This window comes from Neobacillus cucumis, assembly GCF_023715505.1.
On the sequence record NZ_JAMBOH010000021.1, the window covers coordinates 28,349 to 51,577 of the forward strand.

Consider the following 23,229-nt stretch of genomic DNA (forward strand, 5'->3'; position numbering starts at 1 on the left):
TCTATTTCCCTCCTCTATCAATAGGGAATCACCGCTACTGATATGGTGACATTACCTGATTTCTTTTTCATCAACGCTAATTTTTCTGCACCGCTGTACAATAAGGCGGCCGGCTCACTGACACCGTACGCACCGGTATATTTAAAAACCGTTTCAGAAGGGTTCTGAAGTTCAATGGTATTCAATTCAGCTGGTGTGTAATAAATAAATTCCCAGCGGTTTTTATTCACCACTTCGAGCAGCCCCGCTTCATCCTTTTTTAGATCAATCGTGCAAATGGCTTTGACACTTTTTTTCGAAAACCCTAATTCCTCAAGCGTTTCGTCGATTACTGCTTCGATTTCAGCAGCAGTGGTCCCGCGGTTGCAGCCCATTCCAAGGACAATCACCTTTGGTCGATATAAAACACCATTATGTAAAATCTCCGTTTCGTCTGCGGATAAATTCCGATGGGTTACTACTAGAGCAGCATCTGGCTTTGCGGCCAGCGCTTTTTGGATCGATGAATAGGGCTGAATATTTCCCGGGAGCGGGCGGCCATATGGCCACCAGTCTTTTTCGCCTGACTCTTGGACCACGGCGATTTTTTCTTCGTTCACAACCGAAGCGCTAACGGGCGTCAGCTTTTCAGCCGAGTCCCAAATCCAGCCAAACCGTTTTCCGAACAAATCAACCGCAATCGTTTCCTGAACATCTGAAGCTGTGGTAATAATGGGACGAGCCTTTAAGGCGGCCGCCACTTCTTTCGTTAGTTCATTGGCACCGCCGATATGGCCTGACAGTACGCTGATTACATGTTCGCCCTTATCGTCGATAACGACAACGGCAGGATCTGTTTTTTTATCCTTTAAAATAGGCGCAATCATTCGGACCACGGCTCCAAGGGAAATGATGATGATCAGCCCCTTATAGGCCTCGAAAAGAGAGGGCAGAAGAAGGCGAACGCTTCCGGTGAATAACTGGATGTCCTTGTTCCGCTCATCTCCTTTTTCAAACTTCGCCATATAGTACACATCGGCATTTTGAAACGAATTCCCCAGCTTGCGGGCCAGTTCGACCCCATGCTTTGTAATCGCAACAACGGCATAGTCACCCTTCTGCTGAATGACCGCCTTTTGCGCTTCTTGGAGCTCGATCATTACGACTCCACCCCCCGGCGGAATCCATGTGTAAATGTTTTGTCATACAGCTTGGAACGATAATCTTGTTCGTGGATGTTTTCGTCTAGCGCCCAGCCGGCTAAGATCATCGCCTGTTTACGAATCCCATTCGTCCGCATATCTTCATCCAACCGTTCTAGTGTAGTCCGGACAATTTTTTGATCCGGCCACGAGGCTTTATAAACAACCGCAACAGGGGTATCCATGCTCCAGCCAGCCCCGGTCAATTCCTTGACAAGCTTTTTCGTTAACGTCGCACTTAAGAAAAGCGCAATCGTGCAATGATGTTTGGCTAAATCCGCCAGCTTTTCAAATTCCGGCACAGGTGTCCTGCCCTCAGCTCTTGTCAGAATCACGGTTTGCGTTAAATCAGGAATCGTCAGCTCGGCTTGCGCGGCCGCGGCAGCTGCAAACACAGAGCTCACACCCGGAACAATCTCTACTTCGATTCCTTTCTTCCTTAACAAGACGATTTGTTCCATAATCGCCCCATAGACAGCCGGATCGCCCGTGTGGACCCGAACGACCTTTTTCCCTTGCTGGATTCGCTCAGCCATGACGTCAACCATTTCTTCTAAATGCATCCCGGCGGTTTTCAATATTTCGGCAGAAGGTTTTGCTTTAGCAATTAAGTCTTCGTTTACAAGAGAATCCGCATAAAGAACGACATCTGCCTCCTGAAGATGCTGAAGACCTTTTACCGTGATTAAATCAGGATCGCCTGGTCCGGCACCAATGATATAAAGCTTCATTTTCTCACCACCATTAATGTTAAATATTCAAGCTCCGCTCCTTCGAGCTCATCTGCCCGCCAAATAATCTCCTCATCCGATGTTACCTTTGTGACAACTGAAGCCTTGTCAAGCAAATCTAAATCACGTAATACTTCAAGCATTAAATCAATGACCTTCGCTACTTTTATAAAAATGACACAATCATTGTCTTGAATGACTTTTTTCATGGTTTCATAGTCATCCCGTGCTGGAACAATCGCCACATGCTCATCGCCATCTGCCAATGGAATTCCCAGCCTAGAAGCCGCCCCATTGATGGACGAAATCCCAGGAACGACTTCAATTGGAACCTGCGGATACTTTTCCTGCATCAAACGCATCATATGAATAAACGTGCTGTACAAAAGAGGATCCCCCTCAGTTACAAAAGCGACATCCTTTCCCTCCTGCAGCTTCTCCCACACATTTTCCACGGTTTCCGCCCATTTTCGTTCCAATGTGGCTGGATCCTTTGTCATCGGAAAGACAAGGCCGAGCATTTCTTTTTCGTTCGGCTGAAAATAGACATCAATGATTCGATGGGCATAGCTTTTGCTGCCCTTTTGTTTTTTCGGATAGGCAATCACGGGTGATTCCTTTAATTTACGAAACGCCTTAACGGTAATGAGCTCGGGATCTCCCGGGCCAACCCCTAGGCCGTATAATGTACCTAACATGTTTACTCCCCTTCCTTGCGCCATGCTTCTATTATGTAAATCGGATTTAATGCATCAAATCTTGTCAGATTCAAAATGGGCTTGCTTCTGGATATTTGAGCAAGAGTAATGTGGGTCTCATATCCCCGCTCTTTAAACGCAAGCATCGCTTCTGAAAGATTTTCAATCGTGACGGCATTTAAGACAATCCGTCCACGCGCTTTCAAGCGGCTGCAGCAAATATCCAAAATGTCTTCCATCCCGCCTGCCGTCCCGCCAATAAAAACCGCATCCGGATCTGGGAAGGTATCTAATCCCTCTGGTGCTTTCCCGTGAACGAGTGTGGCATCCACACGGAACTTCGCTAAATTTTGCTTACAGTTTTCCAGGTCGCCCTCGTTCTTTTCGATGGCAAACACTTGTCCTTCCCTGGCGATTTTCGCTGCCTCAATCGCAACAGAACCTGTGCATGTGCCAATATCCCAAACCGTACTGTCTTCCTTTAACCTTAGGGCACTAATGCTTAGTGTGCGAATTTCCTTTTTGGTAATTAAGCCCTTATCCGGTTTTCGCTGAATAAACTCCGCATCGTCAATGCCAATCGGCCAATGTGGGCTTTCCCCTTTTCTCTTGAGAATTACCACATTGAGCGGTGAAAACTCTTCATCCTTCATTTCATCAAGGGTAAACCAGCGGCATCGTTCCTTGTCACTGCCAAGGTTCTCTCCCACAAACGCCTCATATTCAGTCATGCCAAAGGAATGCAAATACTGAGCAATTTTATTTGGGGAATTTTCTGTGTCGGTCAAGATTGCGACCGTTTTTTTTCCATCCACTCGCTGTGCCAGCCCTTTTATACTCCTGCCATGAACGCTGGTGAAATACGCATCCTGCCATCTTTCTTTCATTCTGGCAAAAGCAAGCTGGATCGAACTTAAATAAGGATAAATGTCCAAACCGATTTTAGAAGATAAATAGCTTCCAATTCCATAGAACAACGGGTCTCCGGAAGCTAGAATCACTACGTTTCTCGTCTCCGTCTGCAACCGTTCGACCAGGGACGAAAGCCCGCCTTCAATCGCGATTTTTTCGCCGGCGAATTCAGGAAAAAAGGAAAGCTGTCTCTTTCCTCCTACTAATAGTTCACTTTCATTAATCCACTTTTCGTACATCGGGAGCAGACTTAATTTTCCTTCGTCCCCAATGCCGATCATTTTAATTGATGCCACTCTTTCGCACCGCCTTTCCTAACAATTCCCCCTTCATGGTATAAAGGGTCGTATCTATATCGATCCCGCCATCGACTTCCTTTAACGCAGCAAGGCAGCAATGGTCGCTTAGCCGTTCAAAAAAGGAAAGATGGCCCTGTGAGGACATCATATCGCCAACCTGTGATGCCGTATTGGCCGTTCGAATTTGCTCAACCAGAGCGGCATCCGCACCGGTACTGCTTGCTACCTCAGCTAAAAAATCAAAATCAACCGGGGCGCTTTTTGAGTGGACCATCATGATCCCCATTGCGACTTTAGAGAATTTCCCCATCATGCCGACCATCGACACTCTTTTTACCCCTTGCTTCTTGCATTGTTTAAGGGTAAACCCGACAAAGTCACCCATTTCGATAAAAGCTTCCTCAGACAGCTCGGGGAATTGCTTCATCGCATTTTTCTCGCTCCGCCCGCCTGTTGTAATGACAACGTGCTCGCAGCCACTGGCCCGGGCAACACTAATCGCCTGGATGATACTGGCCTTATAGGCGGCTGTGGAAAAAGGAACGACAATCCCGCGGGTTCCGAGGATAGAAATCCCGCCAATGATTCCTAAGCGTCCATTGAGTGTTTTTTTGGCGATTTCTTCACCGGCTGGTACAGAAATGACGATCTTAATTCCTCTCGTAATCCCGAATTCTTTTAAAACCCCTTCGGCTGTCTCACGGATCATCCTGCGGGGAACAGGGTTAATCGCCGCTTCGCCGACGGGAACGGGCAAGCCGTCCTTTGTGACCCGGCCAACCCCGATTCCCCCATCAAGCACAATGCCTGGTTCATCAAGCCATGACACGGTGGAAACAATCAAGGCCCCGTGGGTAGCATCTGGGTCATCCCCCGCGTCTTTAATCGTACTGGCGGTGGCTGTTTGTTCCTTTACCTCACAGCTTTCTATCTGAAAGGTTGCAAACCGCTTGACGGGCAAGTAAATGGTCGATTCTGTTTGCTGCTCACCGGTTATTAATGCCGTTAGCGCCGCTTTGGTGGTTGCCGTTGCGCAGGCCCCTGTCGTATATCCTTCCCGCAGCTTTCCTTTTGGTACTTCCTGCATGGGTTATCCCCGATCGGCCATAATGGAAATGGCGTTTAATGCAGCAACGGTCACGGTACTGCCGCCTTTCCTGCCAATATTGGTGATGAATGGAATATCGAGCTTGGCTAGTTCTTCTTTTGACTCAGCGGCAGAAACAAACCCAACAGGCAGACCAATGACAAGACCTGGTTTCGCTTCTCCTTCTTTAATCAGGCGGATGAGTTCGAGTAAGGCGGTTGGGGCGTTCCCGATGGCAAAAATGCCTCCATCTGCTTCTTTGATCGCTTTCCGCATCGAAATAATCGCCCTTGTGGTATTCAGACGTTTGGCTTCCTGGATGACATCCGGGTCAGAAATATAGACTTTGATTTCTCCGCCGTACTTCTCAATTCGCGCTTTATTCGCCCCGCTTTGAATCATTTGAACATCGGCAACTACCATTTTCCCGCTCCGAATCGCCCGAATACCGGACTGAATAGCGTCAGGATGGAAGAGGACGCTCTTCCCAAGTTCAAAGTCAGCGGATGCATGGATGATCCGCTGGACAATCGGATATTGCTCCTCGGTAAACGGGTGCTCCCCAATTTCTTCATTAATCATTTCAAAACTTCTTCCTTCGATCTGTTCCGGTTGGACGGTTAACGGTTTAAATTCGGTACGAAAATCCATTTCTCTCACTCCTATATTAAAATGATTGTTCTGTTGTAACGGTTGGTGTGGAACCAATCTTTTTATGTAATTCTGCGATGACATCGATAAAATGAGCATAGACAGTGCCATAATTCAGTTTCGGCCGTCCAATTAGGATGACTTCAATCCCCAATTCCTTGGCCGCTTCGACCTTTTCATCGACTGATCCGACTTTCCCGCTCTCTTTCGTCACCATTAAGGTCACGCCATATTGCCTATATAGAGCTTTGTCAAACTCTTTTGAAAATGGCCCCTGGATCGCAACAATATTTTTCTGCGGCAGCCCTAGCTGCTCACATTTTTCCATATTATCCACACGAGGCAGCATCCTGGCGATCAAGCGGATGTCCGGATTACCTAATAGTTTTTCTGTGAAAATTTGAAGCGTCTTGCTGCCGGTCGTCAGCATCACCACGCCTTTTTTGGCCAATGCAAGCTCCGCTGCTTCCTCGTAGCTTTCGACGACTATCATGTTGTCATATTGGAAAGTCTGTGACTCCCGTTCATACCGTATATAGGGAATTCCCGCCGTTTGGGCTGCCTTGATTGCGTTTTTCGAAGCTTCTTCCGCAAACGGATGACTGGCATCGACAACCGCTTGAATCCCTTTTGTGTCAATCAACCCCACCATGTCTTCATCGGTTAATCTTCCAACTTGAACAGGTATCCCTGACTCCCTTAATTCAACCGCTGCATTTTCTGTGACAACGGAGGCCAAGAGATCAAAGCCCTCCTTTTTTATTTTTAAAGCAAGGGCTCGTGCATCACTTGTACCGGCTAATACGAAAATCATCCTAATCTCCTGCCTTTTGCACTGCATGTTCGTGATCATGGTGATGGTCGTGGTCATGATGGTGATGGTCGTGGTCATGATGGTGATGGTCATGATGGTGATGGTCATGGCCGTGATGATGATCGTGATCATGATCATGGTGGTGGTGATGATCGATATGTTCCATCACATTGAGACGGTATTGGCAGGTATCGCAGTTCATCTTCACCTCATCACCAAGGGCTTCTTCCGCCCGATCGATTAAAATCGTCTGTAATTTTGGATGATAACCAAAATAGTCAGCCAATTGAAATTCAACCGCGGAATATTGATTTTGAATAGGAACCATCATATCTTCTAACCGTTTAATCAGGATGCCGGTGAATAGAAAGTAAGGCAGGATTACGACTTTTTTTGCTCCAAGCTTAATACAGCGCTCAATCCCTTCGTTCACAAGGGGATCGGTCACCCCCATAAAAGCAGGTTCGACGATTTTATAGTTTGTTTTTTCCCATAGTAATCTAGCAATTTTATATAAATCACTATTGGCATCAGGATCGCTTCCGCCCCGTCCCAACAAAAGGACAGCTGTATCGTCTTCAGGTGCCTCCCAATTCTCGCCAATTTCCATTAATCTCGTTTTTAGAATTTCAAATGTTTCCTCATGAACACCAATTGGCCGGCCATAAGTAAATTGAACAAGTGGATATTTATTCTTTGCCTCATCAATAGCTGCTGGAATATGAATTTTGGAGTGTCCTGCCTGTAAGAGCATGATTGGAATCACGACAATATGGTCGGCCCCTTTCTCCACACACAGATCGATTCCTTGATTAACGGTTGGTCGTTCAAATTCTAAAAAGCACGTCTCAACTAGGAAAGAATCGTCCCAAGTCTTTCTTATCTCACCGATAAACTCGCGAACCTGCTGATTTCCCTCAGGATCTCTGCTCCCATGCCCCACAAATAAAATTGCTTTCAAAATATTTCCTCCCCTTTGTTTGTAAATGCCTAACCTGCCAATTGACCGCTAGATCTTCTCCCCTTTACTCCCCACAAACAGCCGCTTCGATTTTAAGGTTTGGTGTGATATCCTGGTACACAAAACCTTGAACCTCCTTGACCCGTTTAAAAAATTTATAGAAACGTTCATTTGGATAGGCCTTTTGTTTGTACTCTTGAACAATCCCCTCTATGACTCCGACAATTTGGTCCGGTGCGATTCCTTCCGCTACGATTTGGCCGGGATGTGCAGTTCTTCCAGCTGTCTTGGCTCCTAAAAATAAATCAAATGCTCCCTTGCGGTAGACAATGCCAATATCCTCTTTTACGGCTCCATAACAGGCCATGCCGCAGCCATTCACACCCAGTTTCAATTCTTTGGGGAGTTCCATGCCGCCAAGCCTTTCCTGCAGTTCATCGGCATAAGGGATGGAATCCTTCTTTTCTCCGTCACAAAAATCACAGGCTTTTACGGTTAATACGTCGCCAACAGGAGCAATCAAAAAGTTGGCCGCCGTTAGTTTTTCAACAATCTCATCGGGCTTAGAGGTTAAAATTTGCAGCTTCATATAATGGTCTTGTGTGTATTCCATGACACCTTCTTCTCCGACAATTTCGGAAAGAATGACCATCTGAGTCGCGGTAAATTTTTTATTGGCGACACCAGGGCTGACCGCTACCTCAAAAATAGATTGAAAGTCTTGCTTCACCAGTAAACCTTGGGATGGTCCATCGTTCTCACCAAGGATCATTTGCAAAGCTTCCTCAGCCAGCTCTCTTGGCGACTCTTTCACTGAGGTTGGGGTGACTAGTTTCTTGTTTACCGGCGTTACATCTTCCATTTGCTCCAGTGCCCATGGTTCGGCTTCCTTTTGCAAACGCTGATGCGGTTTCAACGGCTGTATTGCCTGATTTAATGTATACTTCCGCTGATAACCGCGCGGAGTGATGATCAAGCCGTCGTAAAAAAATGTGGAAGAGTTGCCAATTAAAACGGTGGTTAACATGCCAATTTCATGTTCGAGCATCTCTTGTAAATTAGTTAAGACGATTTTTTGACTATCACGGAAAGCACTCTTTACCAATCCTACAGGAGTGTCTGGCGAGCGATATTTTAGTAGAATTTTTTGTGCTTCCATAATCTGCCGTGTCCTTCTCCCGCTTTTTGGATTGTATAAGGCAATCACAAAATCAGCTTGAGCGGCCGCTTCGATTCGTTTCTCGATCAGACTCCAAGGTGTCAAATGGTCACTTAAGCTGATTGTACAGGCATCATGCATGACCGGCGCGCCTAATAAGGCAGCACAGGAGTTGATGGCGGAAATGCCAGGGACCACCTCCACTTCTACCCCTGAGTCTTTTTTCCAGCCTTTTTCGATTAGCACTTCGTAAACCAGTCCTGCCATTCCATATACACCCGCATCACCACTCGAAATGACCGCTACCGTGTAACCGAGCTCCGCCTGTTTCACAGCCTCCTGGGCACGGCTCACTTCTTCTGTCATTCCTGTGCTGATGATTTGCTTTCCAGTTATTAATCCCTTGATTAAATCAACATAGGTTTTGTAGCCGATGATGATATCACTTTCTTGGATGGCTTCTTTTGCCCGACCGGTAATATGTTTTTCATCACCAGGGCCAAAACCAATCACCAATAATTTTCCTTTCACACTATTACGCCACCTTCCAAAATTTCAAACTAGAATCCAGCTACTATCCGCTGTTACATCTTTTCTTTAACCGCTTTTTGTACTCCTTGGATGCATTCCGAGCCATCTGGCTGTATGAATCCTGCTTCGGAATATTGATAGATCGCATGCTCCTGAAGGCAATGACCTTCCGCCAGATGACGCTTTACAATTGTAGTTCCCACTTCTGGGGTTACGTTTTTATACCAAGTCCCGGATGGATAGACGATGGCAACGGGAGCGTCCTTACATCTCCCATTGCATCTCGTTCTAGTTGTATGTATGAGTGAATCTAAGTTTAAATTGGTGATTTCATTCCGAATCGCTTGTGTCGCTTCCTCCCCACCCTTTCTCATACAGCTGCTGCCGTTGCATATGAGGACATGGTGTTTCGTCCCTTGTAAATTCCATGTAGTCATGTCACACTCTCCTTTTTGTTTTTTACGTAAAAAAAGCACCCCTATGGACATAGGGGTGCAGAATATATCACACAAAAAATAGCGATGTATGTTCAGCACTTCTACCTATGTTCCCGTAGGTTGATTGAAGCTTTTTAGGTATAGGCAGGTCTCCTGACTTAGGTTCATCATACCATTGCGTCTTCCCGAATTCCTTCAGTGACATTTGCAATGAACTCCCCATACAGTGGCGGGTACCGTGACGGATTTAAACCGTACTTCCCTAATTAAGCACATATTTTTAATGCGCACCTATTCCTAATCTATTCAATTGTTAAAAAGGCTTGTTTCTTCTAAAGCTAAACTATGAGAATTAAAAATGATTTAGAATCATCCAAACGAAAAAATCCGTTCAACGTTAGTTGAACGGATAAAACGTCAGCACAAAAAGAAAGTTAATCAATAATCCTTTTTGTCCTAACGTTCCATCTTCTCAACCCCCGAAGAAATCGAAACTATAAAAGCTAAGACAGGTCTCCTGACTTGTGTATCTTCCTACTTTAGACCCTTCCCGTATCGTCCATAAATACGTCTCAGTGGTTTGTCTATTTCGTCCACACTCACAGTTGCGGGGACAGTTCTGGTATTGCACCAGATTCCCTATTAAGCCCTAAGGCATCTTAACTAATTGTTAACAAATTCGTATGTAATTTTTAAGAGATAATAATTATACTAGTCTAACAAATAGAATATATCAAGTGCTTTTTTAATTCCCTTAATTTATATTCCATTTTGGTCAACTCCGAGGATCGATCTTGTCTGGCTTTTTTTAATAAGAATATTATCATACTTATTAAAAATGATGACACAATTTAAAGGTTCTAAAAATGCTAGGAAGACCAAGCCTTTTTGGTATGATTCAACAAAATGAACCAAATAATAAATGAAAGCAAATCAAGAAATTATTAATTTGAGGTGATATAATGCCAATCCTCGAAGTTGAGGAGAGTACCCTTTACTACACTGTTAAAGGTAACGGGATTCCAATCATATTTATTCATCCACCCGTTCTAACTTCAATAAATTTCATATACCAGTTAGAAGGACTTTCTCGTTATTTTCAGGTTATCACCTTTGATATACGAGGACATGGAAGGAGTCCTTTTTCAAGAAATCCTATTACCTATCCACTAATCGTTGAGGATATAAAAAAACTAATGGACCATTTGGCTATTAAGCAAGCCATTTTATGTGGGTATTCAGCAGGGGCATCCATCCTATTGGAATTTTTATTATCAACATCAAAAGGGCGTGCTTTAGGTGGAATCATTATTAGTGGAATGTCTGAGGTAAGTGACTGGCGTCTAAAAAACAGAATTCGCCTTGCTAAAAACCTTGCAAAGATTGGGGCATTGCCTGTTTTAGCCCGGTCAATATCCAATAGTAATTCAAATACAAAAGAGTTGTTCCACAAGATGTTTCTAGAAGCTAAAAAAGGTGATGTTAGAAACATCTTGCAATACTATGATTACTGTTTGAACTATAACATTTCCGATCAACTAGAGAACATTACTATGCCAATTTCCCTTATTTATGGTGGAAAAGATAAAACATTTTATCATTATGCACAACAACTACATACGAAACTACCTCAAAATGAAATAACCTTTGTTGAAGGCATTAAACATCAGGTCCCAACAAAAGCAGCAAGTAAATTAAATGATGTTATTTATCACTTTATCCAAAACCTTCCAGGAAAACAGAGGTGAGTAAGCTTGGATGTTAAACTATTTCATTTAATAAATTCGCTTTCCGGACGTCATTTATTAATAGATAAATTAATGATACTTATTTCCAAAAAGATGAAATTTGTTTTCTTTATTATTTTAGTGATTTTGCTTTTTAAAAAAAGAAATGTAACTATTGAAGCAGTAGTGTCTATCATGATTTCGTTATTCTTGCATTTTATAATTAAGTTATTTTATTTTAAGCCCCGCCCATTTATTGAAGGGAGAGTAGGGATACTTACCCCTTCTAAATTCGATTCGTCCTTTCCAAGTAAACATACTCTAATAGCTTTCGCCGTATCAACAATAGTCCTGTTTAAACAACGCATCCTTGGATCTATTATGTTGGGGTTTTCTTTTATAACGGGATTGTCACGAATTTGGCTAGGACATCATTATCCTTCTGACATTGCAGGAAGTGCTGTATTAGGCTCTTTTACAAGTGCGATTATTCATAAATTATTACATAGGAAATAGCAATGAAAACTCTTAAGAAAATTGCAGCGCCTATGAGGTATTATGATTTTTCATTAGAAAATGTTGACAAAAAATCTGCTGGTTTAGTTTAATAAGAAAAGGTGATTGCCTTTTGTATTAGTAATCACCTCCTGTCTTTTCTAATCAATAAAGTCTATTTTATTTTGCCGACACCACTCAATCGCAATTTGTTTAAAAAACTCGTTTCGGTATGAATACCATTAGTCTTCCATTCCACAATCTATAATTTTGTCCTTAAATCTTCTAAAAGCACCCTTTCCCTTAATTGCCCTAGATAAGGTTTCCTCCTTTCGATGATCTCATACAGTTAGGCAAAAGTTTCCCATTATCTGATATTCATTTACATCCTATTTAGTAGGTAATTCTATATAATTTTCAAAGTTTTCAACTACATCGATGCCACCCTAGCTAATTTTGGATTAACAATTATTCCATTAGGCCTCTTAGGTTACGTAAATAAATTTTGGTTCATTTCTTTTATTAAAAGGTCCCATTGTTACATCTCCCCACCAAAGGTGGCCACCGTCTGTCTGTCAAGACCAAACTCATGACCATTCCATTTCAATACAGTTTGTACATATCCCAGGCTGTCCGCATTATACCTGCCAGCTATCCTTTGATATACTTCGAGTTCATAGATATCGTCCCTGTTAAAATCAATCGGGTATAAACCAGACAAAGGATTCACCCACCCCTTAATAGGAGCCTTTAAAATTCCTTGGGGGTTATAGATTTCCGATAAATATTCTTTCCCCTTATAAGTAAGGTCAAGAATATACTTTTCTCTGAGATGAAAACTGATTACCTTTGCTTTGTATTGATTTTCATATGTCACATCGTACTTATAGGAATCATTGAATGCATCTGAATCAAAAATCTGCTTTATTTGACCGTTCATATTAGAAAAGATATACGCATAAATTGTGCCGGCACTTCCTCCGGTATCGATGACCACTAAAATATCATCGCCTTTTTTGCCTGTAAAATTCCCCAGAAACAGGGCTGGATTGTATCCAGAGTTATTTTTAAAATGGATGTATTCATAATGATGTGTTCTCCCATTTTGGATTACCAAAGTGATATCTTTCCAAAATGGACTATCAGGGGTTTTATTGGCAGTAAGAAAGACATTATCTTTTATCCCATCTCCGTCAATATCACCCCTTTTTACTGTTACGATGGATGGACTATTAGTATTTATCTGTCTTGAATCAGCAGATTGCAGTCCCGCCCGTATTTCAAAAAGTTTATGCTTTGAAGGATAAGGATTGGGAAAAGACAAAGCCAGATCAATTGTTTGCAGTGCTTCATTTGTTAATCCAGCTCTTGCTTGCGTTTTAGCCAAACAGTACCAATAATAGGGATTATTCGTCTCACGTATTTTTGTGTAATAATGATGGAGCTCTTTATTAAAATCATTGGTGTCCACCTGCAACCCACCTGTCATATTATTCTCCATAAAGGCTTATGTACGAATCCACAGGAGCATTCCAAGGTCTGTTTTCCATGAGTTAAAGTCTCGTAGGTTCCATCTTTTTTTCCATAAAAAAAGCAGGTACCTGAGCTATTGCCAGCCATTACCTGCTTTTTTTCATGAAGTCTCTCTAGATATCCTTGGTGCTAACGGTACCGTTCTTCTTTAAATGGATTGGCTGTCATCGAATAGCCAAACTCTTCCCAAAAACCTGCCTCATCTTCCTTCATAAACTCAATCCCTGACACCCATTTGGAGCCTTTCCAAAGATAAAATGTTTCTGGTGGAATAAACCTTAGTGGATAACCATGTTTGGGATCGATATCCTGCCAATCATGATGTTGATCCTTCCAACGGTAGACAAACAAAGAATCGTCCCCTAGTAAAGGCTCGAGCGGCAAGTTGGCAGAATAACCAAATCTATCCCCATTATAGTAACCGTAAATTTTAATGTATTTAACCTCTTCATCGATTTCTACAAATTTTAATAACTCTCTAAGGGCAATGCCTTCAAAAGTGGTATCAAACTTAGACCAGGTTGTAACACAATGCATGTTAACGGTTGAGATGGTCTTTGGAAGCCCCATGATTTCTTTATATGATAAGACCTTTTCTTCTTTTACCTCACCAAAAAGTCTGAAATTCCAATAGGTCTTATTAAACACGGGGATATCCCCTTTGTGCAGTATGGGCCATTTTTCTGTTTCAAATTGGCCGGGTGGAAGCTGCTTTTCCATCATACACCATCCTTTTTTCCTCATTAAATCACAGTGTTTCGTATAGTATACTACAAAATAAATCAAGAAAACCAAGTTAGTGTCCTGCCTAGATCAAATGAAAAAGGGTTCCGTCTCCACTTGAAGACAGTACCCTTTTCACTTTCAATCCTTAAAATTCTCTGTTGTTGCCTAAGTTCGTAGTTGATTCAAAGAAGTGACCGGAGTATTGTATGGAACATTTGATCTTACGGTTCCGTCTGTATCGTTTTGGTTTACACTGGTATCAACTCGTTGTCCTTCTCCTAGACGGTTTTGTCGGCGTTCCGCCACAACAAGGAATTTACCCTCTTTTACATAACCTTGGTAACGGTCAGCCTCTTCTTCAGGAATTCCTAATCCATATCGTCCTCTTTATAATTTCCTCTAACTATCAAAACTATCTGTCTAATGTGATTGATAAATTGCAACGCTAATTTATTTTGCTTCGTTATAGGTAATTTCTTAAACGGTTCAAGTGTGGCAAAAGGAATGATTTCTATCCGTTTACAAATAATAACAGAATCGAATTCATTAAAAACTGAAAGAGGAAACTAAATGCGCAGTTTATTTCAATCATTAAAGAAAATCATTCCTCAAAGTCTATCCTCTAAACCCAATAAACAGGTTGTTACTACTGACGAATATATTGATAAACACTTGGCAGAAAACCTTTCTTTATTAAAAAATATTTTTAGAAAAACGGATGATATCCTATATAGAGAGTTTGAGTTTTTGAACCAAAAGACGTATAAGGTTTTCATTTGTTATTTAGATGGATTAGTGAATGATGATTATATAAATTTACATATTTTAAAGCCGTTAATGGAACCCAATTTTTCAACTCAACACTATGATCAAAGCAGTTTACTTACCATTACAAGAAATAGGATTCTTCACACGGCAGATATCCAAGAGCTAAAAAAGATAGATCAAGTTATTGACAGTGTTTTAACCGGAAAAACCGTTCTTTTTATAGATGGATTTGATTCGGCACTCGCCATGAGTACACAAGGTTTTGAAACAAGGAATGTAACCGAGCCAGATACTGAATCAAGTGTACGAGGATCTCGCGAAGGTTTTAATGAAGTGTTAAAGGTCAATACTGCGTTAATTCGCAGAAAAATTAACAACCCCCGATTAAAGTTTGAAAATATAAAGCTTGGCAAACAAACCAAAACGAATATTCGTATGGGCTACATCGAAGGGATTGCCAATGAAAAGGTTGTGGAAGAGGTACGTACTCGGCTGCAGCATATCAATGTGGATTCCATATTGGAATCAGGATATGTGGAACAATTTATCGAAGACAGCCCTTTTTCGCTATTTCCAACTGTTGGAAATAGCGAAAAACCTGATAAAGTTGCTTCAAAATTGCTGGAAGGAAGAGTGGCAATACTCTGTGATGGTACACCATTTGTCTTGACCGTTCCCTTTCTATTTGTAGAGGGATTACAAGTCGGAGAGGATTACTACTCCCGGCCTTATTTATCCTCCTTAATTCGATTACTAAGATTATTAGCTCTATTCATTGCTGTTGCGGCCACGCCCTTTTATATCGCCCTTACCACCTATCATCAAGAGATGGTTCCGTCACTCTTGCTGGCAACAATGGCTGCTGGGGAAGAACGTGTCCCCTTCCCTATCTTTATTGAAACATTGTTAATGGAAATCGTCTTTCAACTTCTGAGAGAGGCAGGAGTAAGGATGCCCAGGCCTGTAGGTTCTGCGATCAGCATTGTTGGTGCCTTAGTCATTGGAGAAGGAGCCGTTCAAGCAGGTTTGGTCAGCTCGGCCATGGTGATCGGTATTGCCATTACAGGGATTGCCGGGTTTGTGGTATCTGCATTTAATGATGCGATTATTTTATCTAGAATTCTTTTGCTGATATTAGCGGGTGCATTGGGTTTATATGGAATATTAATGGGTTTTATGATGATCCTGGGCCATTTATGTTCTCTCAGGTCTTTTGGAACCCCCTATTTAACACCACAAGCGCCTATTATTTGGAGTGAATGGAAGGATTCGATTATCCGCCTGCCCATTTGGCTTTTTAATTCTCGGCCGCAATCCATCACTCAGGAAAATTCTAAAAGGTCAGGATTTGGCAACAAACCTAGTATTCCCAATAAGGATGAAAGAGAGGGTCAGACGTGAAAAAGGTGGTTATCTGTTGTACTTGCTTATTGCTATTGACAGGTTGCTGGGACCGGACTGAATTAAAGCAGCTGGGAATCGTAATGGGTATTGCCGTTGATAAAGATCCGGATTCCGGGGAATTTATTGTTTCCACTCAAATGTTAAGACCGGAGGCACTAAGTACACAATCGCCCAGTACCGAAAAGCCCGTTGAAAAAGTAGTTACTACGGGAAAGACCATCTTCGAAGCCATAAGGAAATCCAATTTAGAATTCGACCGTAAAGGATTTTATGCTCACAATAAAGTCATTGTAATCGGTGAAGACTTGGCAAAAGAAGGTCTGTTGCCAGTTCTTGACTTTTTTCAGCGCGGGAAAGAAATCCGGGGTTATGTGTTCGTATGTATAGCAAAGAATGCACAAGCAAGAGAAATTCTGGAATCAGATACAGGGGGAATCGAACCCATCCCTGCTTTAAGATTAAGAGATATGATTGAAGATACGAAATTTCAGTTAAAAGCAACTAAAATCAATCTGCTTAATTTTTATAAAGAGTCGATCGGAAGCGGAATTGAACCCGTAGTTGGGGTGTTAGAATTTGAAAAAGACAAATTTTCAAAAAAACATGTAAAATTGTCCGGCGGAGCTGTTTTTAATAAGGATAAATTAATTGGCTATTTAAATGAACGTCAAACAATCGGCTATCGATGGTGTAAAAGTGAAATAGAATCGGGAGCGGTATCCATCCCCTCACCTGTAAATGAAGATCGATATGAATCGGTTGAAGTGAAAAAATCCGATACAACCATAAAACCAACCGTAAAAGGAAATGACATCTCTTTTACCATTAACGTTGAAGGTGAAGGGATTATCACCGAACAGGAAGTTATGACATCACTTGAAGACAATACAAGAAAACTTGAACATATGAAGAAGACAGAAGAAAAAATGAACAAGCAAATTGAAAAATATATCAAATTAGCTATAGAAAAAGCGCAAAAAGAATTCCATTCTGATATTTTTGGTTTTGGAAGAGCTTTAAACAAAGAAGAACCAAAGGTATGGAATCAAGTAAAAAATGATTGGAATGAACGTTTTGCTGAAGTCCCTTATACAGTAAATGTTCATTTTAAAATCAATTCTACCGGGTTAATGCGGGGACCATTCCAAGCCAAAAATTAACGCCTGAACATTAACGTAAACAGATGGAAAGCAATCAACAGGAGAAAGGTCAAAATAAACATGAAACTTCCGATTAATATGAAGTTACTTATTAAATCAGCTTTCCTGATTAATTCTAGGATTACCATCTCTATCTCCTCTTTTTTGAGCTCATCACTTTTTTCTTAAGAAAAATAACAATTAATAATAATATGCTCATAAGGTTGATCATGGCCATCGCATACGTGTGAACCTCAAAACCAAGCCACCGGTGATAGGCCATATTTTCAAATCGCATATTATTGTAAATCGGGAAGATTAGTCCTAAAGCAAGAATCACCCATCTTATATTTTGGATTTTAAATATCCAGATAATTGCAAGGACACCGGCGTAAAAATGCAAACTCATTTTGTAAAAGCCGCCAATAAACATGATTAAAACGGCTAGTAAGTCTAAATTCGTGATGAAGTCAGCGATGTTAATAGATAGAATCGTTTGCAATAATGGAACCTCAGTATTCGCTGTGAGATCTGGCCCCAAAATAGCAAGCATGATAATTAGTGAAAAGATGATTAAGAATGTTGAAAACGCCACAGCCAAAAAGGTAATTTTCCGTATGCCTTCCTGCTTATTAACAAAATGCCAAAACATAATAAAAACGACAAGCTCACCAAAAGGGAATACCACAACGTCGAGTAAGGTTTTCCCTAAAAGCGGTTTAATTCCATTTCCTAAAATAGGAAGTAATCCATTTATATCAAATTGACCCGAAAACATGGTGAAAATATAGATAGTAATCAGAAAAATAATAAAGACTGGCAATAAAATTTCACCGGTTCTTGCTAATACTTCAAAGCCTAACGATAGGATGTAGATCGATACCAGCATAAAAAAATAAAGGATAACGAGAAGAGGTGTCATCGGCAGCGCCGTCATTTTAATCAGTGCTCCAAATTCATAAAAATTGTAACTGGCACTGTCTAAAAAATAGGCTGCGTAAATAATCAACAAAGGAATGGCTAATTTTCTTCCTACTGCCGTATTTAGAATTTCGGAAAAATTTTGATCAGGACAAATTCTTGGGATTTGTGTAAATACCCATATCAAACCTGTTCCGATAAAGAAAGCTAGTAAAACAACCAGCCAAGCATCCTGTTTAGCAGCGATTCCAAGCGCAAAAAGGGTTGTGCTTCCCACTTCAAATAACATAATGAGCATAAATAATTGAATTTTGGTGATTTGAATCATTCTTTTATTGCCACCTCGAGTTTTGATAAGAAATGATTCTAAGAAGGAAATATAATGGAACATTCAATAAACTATTTTAGACAAAGAGTTTTTTGATTAAACATAACTTGCGGACCGTTCCCTTAAATATTTGGGTTGGCATGTAAAAAAATAAAAGCCCCATGGAAAGGGGCTTGGAATGAATAAGAATAAGCGGATATCGTTTATGTACTGCGTGGCTTCCCAGTTAGAACACTGTTTTTTAATTGCACTGTATGTTTGATGAAAAGAAACGAATAACTAACTAAATAAAGACATGGAATAAAAATGGGTTTACCAATTAACTTGATATCATTACACCTCTTTCAAATGCTCAACCAGCCGGCTAAGTAAATCGCTTAAAACTACTATTTCTTGATCAGTATAAATATGATAAGTCTCGACATTAAAATCATTTCGTAAAGATTTCAATTGCTCATAAACACGGATTCCTTCCTCTGTTATCTTCACCCGAGTTCTTCTTTTATCTTCAGGGTCTTGAAATAGAGTAACTAAATTGGATTGCTGCAGGCGATTGATCATCCCGGTCATATTTTGTTTCGTTACAAGCATTTCTTCTTTAAGTTCACCAATTGAAATTTCTCCGCTATTAATGATGGTTCTAAGAATCACCCATTGCTGTATGCTATTGAGTCCAACATCTGCAACCATCTTTGCTCCGTATCTGCTTAAGAGATTGGAGAGCCTAAAGATATCTAACGTAATGTTTGTTTTAACTTCTTCCATATAAACCTCCGCGTCCATAGATTATTGATTATCTTAATGGGATTGAAAAATTTAGTCAAGTTGTTGACTAAATTACGAAGATAACTTAAACTAATTTAGTCAATACCTTGACAATTAGATTTTGCCATATTTTTATTTTACTATTTTTTAAATGAAGGAGACAAAACATGCCAACAACAACAACAAATCGTAAAATGGTCACCGTTGCGATGCTGGTTGCTATTCTATTAGTCGCCAATGATGTTACGGTCGTCAGTACCGCCATGCCGCGGATTGTCAGTGACCTCAGCGGGTTAAAGTTAATCAGCTGGGTATTTGCGATCTATACGCTTACCACTTCTGTTACGACGCCCATTTACGGTAAATTAGCTGATTTATTTGGGCGAAAAAAAATTTTTATAACTGGCGTTATTTTATTTGTGGCAGGCTCGATGTTATCAGGTGCTGCTTATACGATGACTCAATTAATTAGGTTCCGAGCCTTTCAAGGAATTGGGGCTGGTCGGTCATGCCGTTAACCTTTACGATTATTGGTGACCTCTACCCTGGAGAACAGCGAGCTAAAATGCAGGGAGTGTTTAGTTCGGTCTGGGGATGGGTTACGCGACAACTCCAACAACCGTTCTTGTTCAATCAGCGGTTGGCTGGCAAATGCGTGGAGCGGCAACCGCATCAAATACCTTTACTAGGTCCATTGGCCAAACGGTTGGGGTTGCTGTCTTTGGAACGATTTTTAACAACTCACTGATTACTTTTGGAAGAGAACATGCAGCCGGAGGATGGAGCGGTGGAGGCAATATTAGTGATGTTTTAAGTTCAGAAACCATTAATAAGCTGCCTGCAAGTGTTCTTACGATGATCCATGAGGGGCTCGCCCATGGGATGCACCTTGTGTTTATTCTTGTGTTTTTTATCGGGGTGGCTAACCTCATCGCTACTTTCTTCCTTCCATCACACAAGAAGGTAATGGAGCATCAAAAGCAAGTCCAGCATTAATCGTTAAGCCGCCCTAGGGCGGCTTTCTTCATACTTTTACTAAGATGTGTAAAGCTTCCAATCACCTGATTCGATATGATTTTTCAACAGTGATTCCTGATGTCCGGCAATAAAATATAGATAGGCTTCTATTTTATCAGTATCATAAAAAACAACTTGCTTCTTGCGGTTGTATAAGTTATTTCTATCATTTGGACGGTAATCTTCCAATTCATCTAGCCTATACAGCTGTTCTTCGGATACAAGATATATTTCACCATAGACTCTATCGTTCATTGATTCCTTCAATGCTGGGTAACCGAGGCCTGTATCAAAAAGACGTCCACTCGTCCACGCCTTCCGGGCGATTAATGTAGCCTCCTTCAGTAAATAGTGATTACTTTCATTTTTTCTTAATGTTCCATACACAAAGACATAAATGTTGTTCATCCAACTTTCCTCCTATTGTTCAATTCCAGCATTTTTATTTGACGTAAAATTCTTTGCAGGTTTCAATGGTCGCCGAAAGACCTCGCTTATGACAAAATATCGGGTAGATGGTGCTTGTACATTTCTAATGCATTTATATTACTTTGTAAAGTAGTGATTGTTTTAGGATTTGGTGTAGAAAAAATAGTCGGATAATCTATTTCATCGAACTTTTCTTGAATTGGAAATGCTAAAATTTCTTCATCTATAGAAAATTCTGCTTGGACTCCAGGTTCATTTCCACGGGCATCTAAGCGAATCCATCGGTTAAGTGAACTAAGGTAAACTCCATTTAGCGTATGTAGTGAATAACCTTTATCTGGTGTATCGAATATCATAAGTCGTTGATAACAAAAACCCGTCGGTATTCCCTCCGACCTTAATAAAGCAGCCAATAAATTTGATTTTGCGTAACATATACCCTCTTTGTATTTAAGTACCTCTGAAGCTTTACAAGTAACTATTGTACTTTGAATGTCCCATGTATGAGATATTGTATCTCTTACAAATTCGAAGGCAGTCCTCACTTTTTCAATTTCTGTCTGTCCATCATGAAACATTTCAGCAACCGCTTCTTTAATTAAAGGATGCGAAAAATCGACTTCATCTAATTCTTTTAAATAATCTTTTAAGTCTGCTGATTCCACAATCAGTTCCAATTAACACCACTCCATATTTTTTTACATAATTAAACATTCGTTTATATTAATATACAACGTTGGTATGCAACCATTCTTTAACTAAACTTACTAATATAATAATAGACAACATAATTTCTTTAAAGAGTGATTCAATTGGCTCCTAAATTTTTATCTAATAATGAAGTTACCGGTTACTTGAGGAAAACCTATTTTATCTATGCCGTGGCTGTTATTTTTTTAGGGCTTGCTTCTCGAAAATACAGTACATATTTGCCTTTATATATCATTAAGTTCTCCAAATAAGTTCAAAAAACAGAAAGTAAATACAAAACTGACTCAAAAGAGTCGTCATTTATCGACCCTTTTGAATCAGCCTCATCAATTCATCTTAAAAATTCATTTTCGACTGTCCGCCATCCACATTAATACTCGCACCTACAATCCATGATGCTTTTACGGAGGCTAGAAACAGCGCCACATTGGCGATTTCCTCCGGTGTGCCGAATCGGCCAGCTGGAATTTCCTTTTTCACAAATTCTTTAATGCCTTCCGGATCTGCTTCGATGCGTTTTTGCCAGTTGGCCGTTTCATGCAAGATGCTTCCGGGCGCGATACTGTTTACCCTAATTCCATATGGGATTACCTCATCTGCCAACGACTTCGTAAAACTGATTAGTGCGGATTTGGCATTATTATAAGTAACTTTCCCTCCGCTTTCCCTTCCATAAATAGACGTAATATTGATAATTGAACCCGATCGCTGCTTTTTCATATGCTCCACAGCCAACTTGCTTAAATGGACTGCTGAAAAATAATTCAGCTCCATTGCCTGATAAAACATATCCATTTCCGTTTCAGTTGCTTTCCCGCCATTGCTCCCGCCAGCATTATTAATTAGGATGTCAATCGTTCCGTATTGTTCTATAACCGATTGAAACATTTTTCCACGTTCGTCCGCATTGGTGATATCTGCTTGGAAAATAGAAACGCTGCCCCCAAGCTCTTGTTTTGCGATTTCTAAAGCTTCCAGCTTTCGGGCCGTTATTGAGACATTCGCTCCCTCCGCCACAAACGCGTTGACGATGGCTTTGCCAATTCCCTTTGAGCCACCAGTTATGAGTACATTTTTTCCATTCAATTGCAAGTCCATTTTAAAATCTCCTTTTCATGTAAACTATTATCCATTTTAGCGTCATTATCGAAAAAAATAAAAGACGAAAAAGGGTACCGTCTCCACTTGAAGACAGTACCCTTTTCACTTCTAATCATTAAAATTTTCTGTTGTGTCTCAGCTCGTAATTTGATTCAAAGAAGTGACCGGAGTATTGTGTGGACCATTCGATCGAATGGTACCGTCTGGATCGTGTTGGTTTACAGGGGTATCCACTCGTTGCCCTTCTCCTAGACGGTTTTGTCGGCGTTCCACCACAACAAGGAATTTACCTTCTTTTACATAGCCTTCGTAACGGTCAGCCTCTTCTTCAGGAATTCCTAATCCAATTAAAACTCCTGCCAAACCACCTACTCCTGCTCCAGCAACCGCCCCAGTCAGGGTAGCAGCAATTGGTCCGGCCGCTACAATAGGTCCGACACCTGGTATAGCGAGGGCTCCTACGCCAGCAAGGAGTCCTAATATCCCACCAAGTGCACCGCCTGTTGCAGCTCCAGTAAGAGCGCTTTTTTCAGTTGTCGTACCAATCGTATCATTAATGTCTTTTACAGCGTCTTTGTTTTTCCCGATAACTGAAATATCTTCGGAAGCATAACCCTGTCGTTTTAAATCTTCAACCGCCTGGATTACCTCTTGTTCAGTATCGTAAACTCCCACCAAATGTTTTTCATGTTCATACATTGAAA

24 protein-coding genes, 1 pseudogene and 2 riboswitches are annotated in these 23,229 nt (G+C 41.0%); of the genes and pseudogenes, 7 read left to right on the plus strand and 18 right to left on the minus strand.

What is annotated here, in order from left to right:
- Window positions 1-17 precede the first annotated feature (17 nt).
- The 10 genes from M3226_RS22805 to M3226_RS22850 form a co-directional block, all read right to left on the minus strand.
- On the minus strand, window positions 18-1,139 hold the full coding sequence (locus M3226_RS22805; RefSeq protein ID WP_251570970.1) for a cobalt-precorrin 5A hydrolase: 1,122 nt from the start codon (window positions 1,137-1,139) through the stop codon (window positions 18-20).
- Window positions 1,139-1,912, minus strand: a complete 774-nt coding sequence (cobM, locus tag M3226_RS22810; RefSeq protein WP_144561825.1) for a precorrin-4 C(11)-methyltransferase — start codon at window positions 1,910-1,912, stop codon at window positions 1,139-1,141. The genes M3226_RS22805 and cobM overlap by 1 nt, the downstream gene beginning before the upstream one ends.
- Window positions 1,909-2,610, minus strand: a complete 702-nt coding sequence (cobI, locus tag M3226_RS22815) for a precorrin-2 C(20)-methyltransferase (RefSeq protein WP_251570972.1) — start codon at window positions 2,608-2,610, stop codon at window positions 1,909-1,911. The genes cobM and cobI overlap by 4 nt, the downstream gene beginning before the upstream one ends.
- A gap of 2 nt (window positions 2,611-2,612) precedes the next feature.
- Window positions 2,613-3,803, minus strand: a complete 1,191-nt coding sequence (gene cbiE / locus M3226_RS22820; RefSeq protein ID WP_251571017.1) for a precorrin-6y C5,15-methyltransferase (decarboxylating) subunit CbiE — start codon at window positions 3,801-3,803, stop codon at window positions 2,613-2,615.
- 1 nt (window position 3,804) lies between these two features.
- Window positions 3,805-4,908 (minus strand): cobalt-precorrin-5B (C(1))-methyltransferase, encoded by a 1,104-nt coding sequence (locus tag M3226_RS22825; RefSeq protein ID WP_251570973.1) that lies wholly within the window; start codon window positions 4,906-4,908, stop codon window positions 3,805-3,807.
- Between the two features lie 3 nt (window positions 4,909-4,911).
- Window positions 4,912-5,559 carry a precorrin-8X methylmutase gene (locus M3226_RS22830; RefSeq protein ID WP_251570975.1) on the minus strand — a complete coding sequence of 216 codons (648 nt, stop codon included), beginning with the start codon at window positions 5,557-5,559 and terminating at the stop codon, window positions 4,912-4,914.
- Between the two features lie 16 nt (window positions 5,560-5,575).
- Window positions 5,576-6,373 carry a precorrin-6A reductase gene (gene cobK, locus M3226_RS22835; protein ID WP_251570976.1) on the minus strand — a complete coding sequence of 266 codons (798 nt, stop codon included), beginning with the start codon at window positions 6,371-6,373 and terminating at the stop codon, window positions 5,576-5,578.
- Window position 6,374: 1 nt separating this feature from the next.
- Window positions 6,375-7,334, minus strand: a complete 960-nt coding sequence (locus tag M3226_RS22840; RefSeq protein WP_251570977.1) for a sirohydrochlorin chelatase — start codon at window positions 7,332-7,334, stop codon at window positions 6,375-6,377.
- Between the two features lie 64 nt (window positions 7,335-7,398).
- Window positions 7,399-9,024, minus strand: coding sequence for a precorrin-3B C(17)-methyltransferase (gene cobJ, locus M3226_RS22845; protein WP_251570978.1), 1,626 nt, complete (start codon window positions 9,022-9,024; stop codon window positions 7,399-7,401).
- 53 nt (window positions 9,025-9,077) lie between these two features.
- Window positions 9,078-9,461 (minus strand): (2Fe-2S) ferredoxin domain-containing protein, encoded by a 384-nt coding sequence (locus tag M3226_RS22850; protein ID WP_251570979.1) that lies wholly within the window; start codon window positions 9,459-9,461, stop codon window positions 9,078-9,080.
- Between the two features lie 126 nt (window positions 9,462-9,587).
- A riboswitch (cobalamin riboswitch) is annotated at window positions 9,588-9,771 on the minus strand.
- Between the two features lie 180 nt (window positions 9,772-9,951).
- Window positions 9,952-10,138, minus strand: a riboswitch (cobalamin riboswitch).
- A gap of 285 nt (window positions 10,139-10,423) precedes the next feature.
- Here M3226_RS22850 and M3226_RS22855 point away from each other — a divergent pair.
- Both M3226_RS22855 and M3226_RS22860 read left to right on the plus strand, forming a co-directional pair.
- A complete protein-coding gene (locus tag M3226_RS22855) occupies window positions 10,424-11,209 on the plus strand; it encodes an alpha/beta fold hydrolase (RefSeq protein WP_251570980.1) in 786 nt (261 codons plus the stop codon).
- A gap of 6 nt (window positions 11,210-11,215) precedes the next feature.
- On the plus strand, window positions 11,216-11,704 hold the full coding sequence (locus M3226_RS22860; RefSeq protein WP_251570981.1) for an undecaprenyl-diphosphatase: 489 nt from the start codon (window positions 11,216-11,218) through the stop codon (window positions 11,702-11,704).
- Window positions 11,705-12,221: 517 nt separating this feature from the next.
- On the opposite strand, the gene M3226_RS22865 is transcribed toward M3226_RS22860, so the two are convergent.
- Both M3226_RS22865 and M3226_RS22870 read right to left on the minus strand, forming a co-directional pair.
- Window positions 12,222-12,950, minus strand: a complete 729-nt coding sequence (locus tag M3226_RS22865) for a VCBS repeat-containing protein (protein WP_285857959.1) — start codon at window positions 12,948-12,950, stop codon at window positions 12,222-12,224.
- Window positions 12,951-13,345: 395 nt separating this feature from the next.
- On the minus strand, window positions 13,346-13,936 hold the full coding sequence (locus tag M3226_RS22870; protein WP_251571019.1) for a molybdopterin-dependent oxidoreductase: 591 nt from the start codon (window positions 13,934-13,936) through the stop codon (window positions 13,346-13,348).
- Window positions 13,937-14,148: 212 nt separating this feature from the next.
- On the opposite strand from M3226_RS22870, the gene M3226_RS22875 reads away from it, so the two are divergent.
- From M3226_RS22875 to M3226_RS22885, 3 genes are all read left to right on the plus strand, one after another.
- On the plus strand, window positions 14,149-14,391 hold the full coding sequence (locus tag M3226_RS22875; RefSeq protein ID WP_251570982.1) for a hypothetical protein: 243 nt from the start codon (window positions 14,149-14,151) through the stop codon (window positions 14,389-14,391).
- Window positions 14,392-14,512: 121 nt separating this feature from the next.
- Window positions 14,513-16,111, plus strand: a complete 1,599-nt coding sequence (locus tag M3226_RS22880) for a spore germination protein (RefSeq protein WP_251570983.1) — start codon at window positions 14,513-14,515, stop codon at window positions 16,109-16,111.
- Window positions 16,108-17,274, plus strand: coding sequence for a Ger(x)C family spore germination protein (locus M3226_RS22885; RefSeq protein ID WP_251570984.1), 1,167 nt, complete (start codon window positions 16,108-16,110; stop codon window positions 17,272-17,274). Before M3226_RS22880 ends, M3226_RS22885 begins: the two co-directional genes overlap by 4 nt.
- 130 nt (window positions 17,275-17,404) lie before the next feature.
- Here M3226_RS22885 and M3226_RS22890 read toward each other — a convergent pair whose 3' ends face one another.
- Both M3226_RS22890 and M3226_RS22895 read right to left on the minus strand, forming a co-directional pair.
- Window positions 17,405-18,502 carry a GerAB/ArcD/ProY family transporter gene (locus tag M3226_RS22890; protein ID WP_251570985.1) on the minus strand — a complete coding sequence of 366 codons (1,098 nt, stop codon included), beginning with the start codon at window positions 18,500-18,502 and terminating at the stop codon, window positions 17,405-17,407.
- A 333-nt stretch (window positions 18,503-18,835) separates the two neighbouring features.
- Window positions 18,836-19,267: a MarR family winged helix-turn-helix transcriptional regulator gene (locus tag M3226_RS22895; protein ID WP_251570986.1), complete on the minus strand. Its 432-nt coding sequence runs from the start codon at window positions 19,265-19,267 to the stop codon at window positions 18,836-18,838.
- A 167-nt stretch (window positions 19,268-19,434) separates the two neighbouring features.
- Here M3226_RS22895 and M3226_RS22900 point away from each other — a divergent pair.
- Window positions 19,435-19,862: pseudogene (locus tag M3226_RS22900) on the plus strand (MFS transporter); the annotation flags it as partial.
- Window positions 19,862-20,263, plus strand: coding sequence for a hypothetical protein (locus M3226_RS22905; protein ID WP_251571023.1), 402 nt, complete (start codon window positions 19,862-19,864; stop codon window positions 20,261-20,263). The pseudogene M3226_RS22900 and the gene M3226_RS22905, both read left to right, overlap by 1 nt.
- A 39-nt stretch (window positions 20,264-20,302) precedes the next feature.
- Here M3226_RS22905 and M3226_RS22910 read toward each other — a convergent pair whose 3' ends face one another.
- The 4 genes from M3226_RS22910 to M3226_RS22925 all read right to left on the minus strand — a co-directional run bounded on the left by M3226_RS22910 (window position 20,303) and on the right by M3226_RS22925 (window position 23,224).
- A complete protein-coding gene (locus M3226_RS22910) occupies window positions 20,303-20,692 on the minus strand; it encodes a gamma-glutamylcyclotransferase family protein (RefSeq protein WP_251570987.1) in 390 nt (129 codons plus the stop codon).
- Between the two features lie 86 nt (window positions 20,693-20,778).
- Entirely contained in the window at window positions 20,779-21,390 is a 612-nt protein-coding gene (locus M3226_RS22915; protein ID WP_251570988.1) for a transglutaminase-like domain-containing protein, read from the minus strand.
- A gap of 370 nt (window positions 21,391-21,760) precedes the next feature.
- Window positions 21,761-22,522, minus strand: a complete 762-nt coding sequence (locus tag M3226_RS22920; protein WP_251570989.1) for an SDR family NAD(P)-dependent oxidoreductase — start codon at window positions 22,520-22,522, stop codon at window positions 21,761-21,763.
- A 138-nt stretch (window positions 22,523-22,660) separates the two neighbouring features.
- Window positions 22,661-23,224 (minus strand): general stress protein, encoded by a 564-nt coding sequence (locus M3226_RS22925; protein WP_251570990.1) that lies wholly within the window; start codon window positions 23,222-23,224, stop codon window positions 22,661-22,663.
- Window positions 23,225-23,229 lie beyond the last annotated feature (5 nt).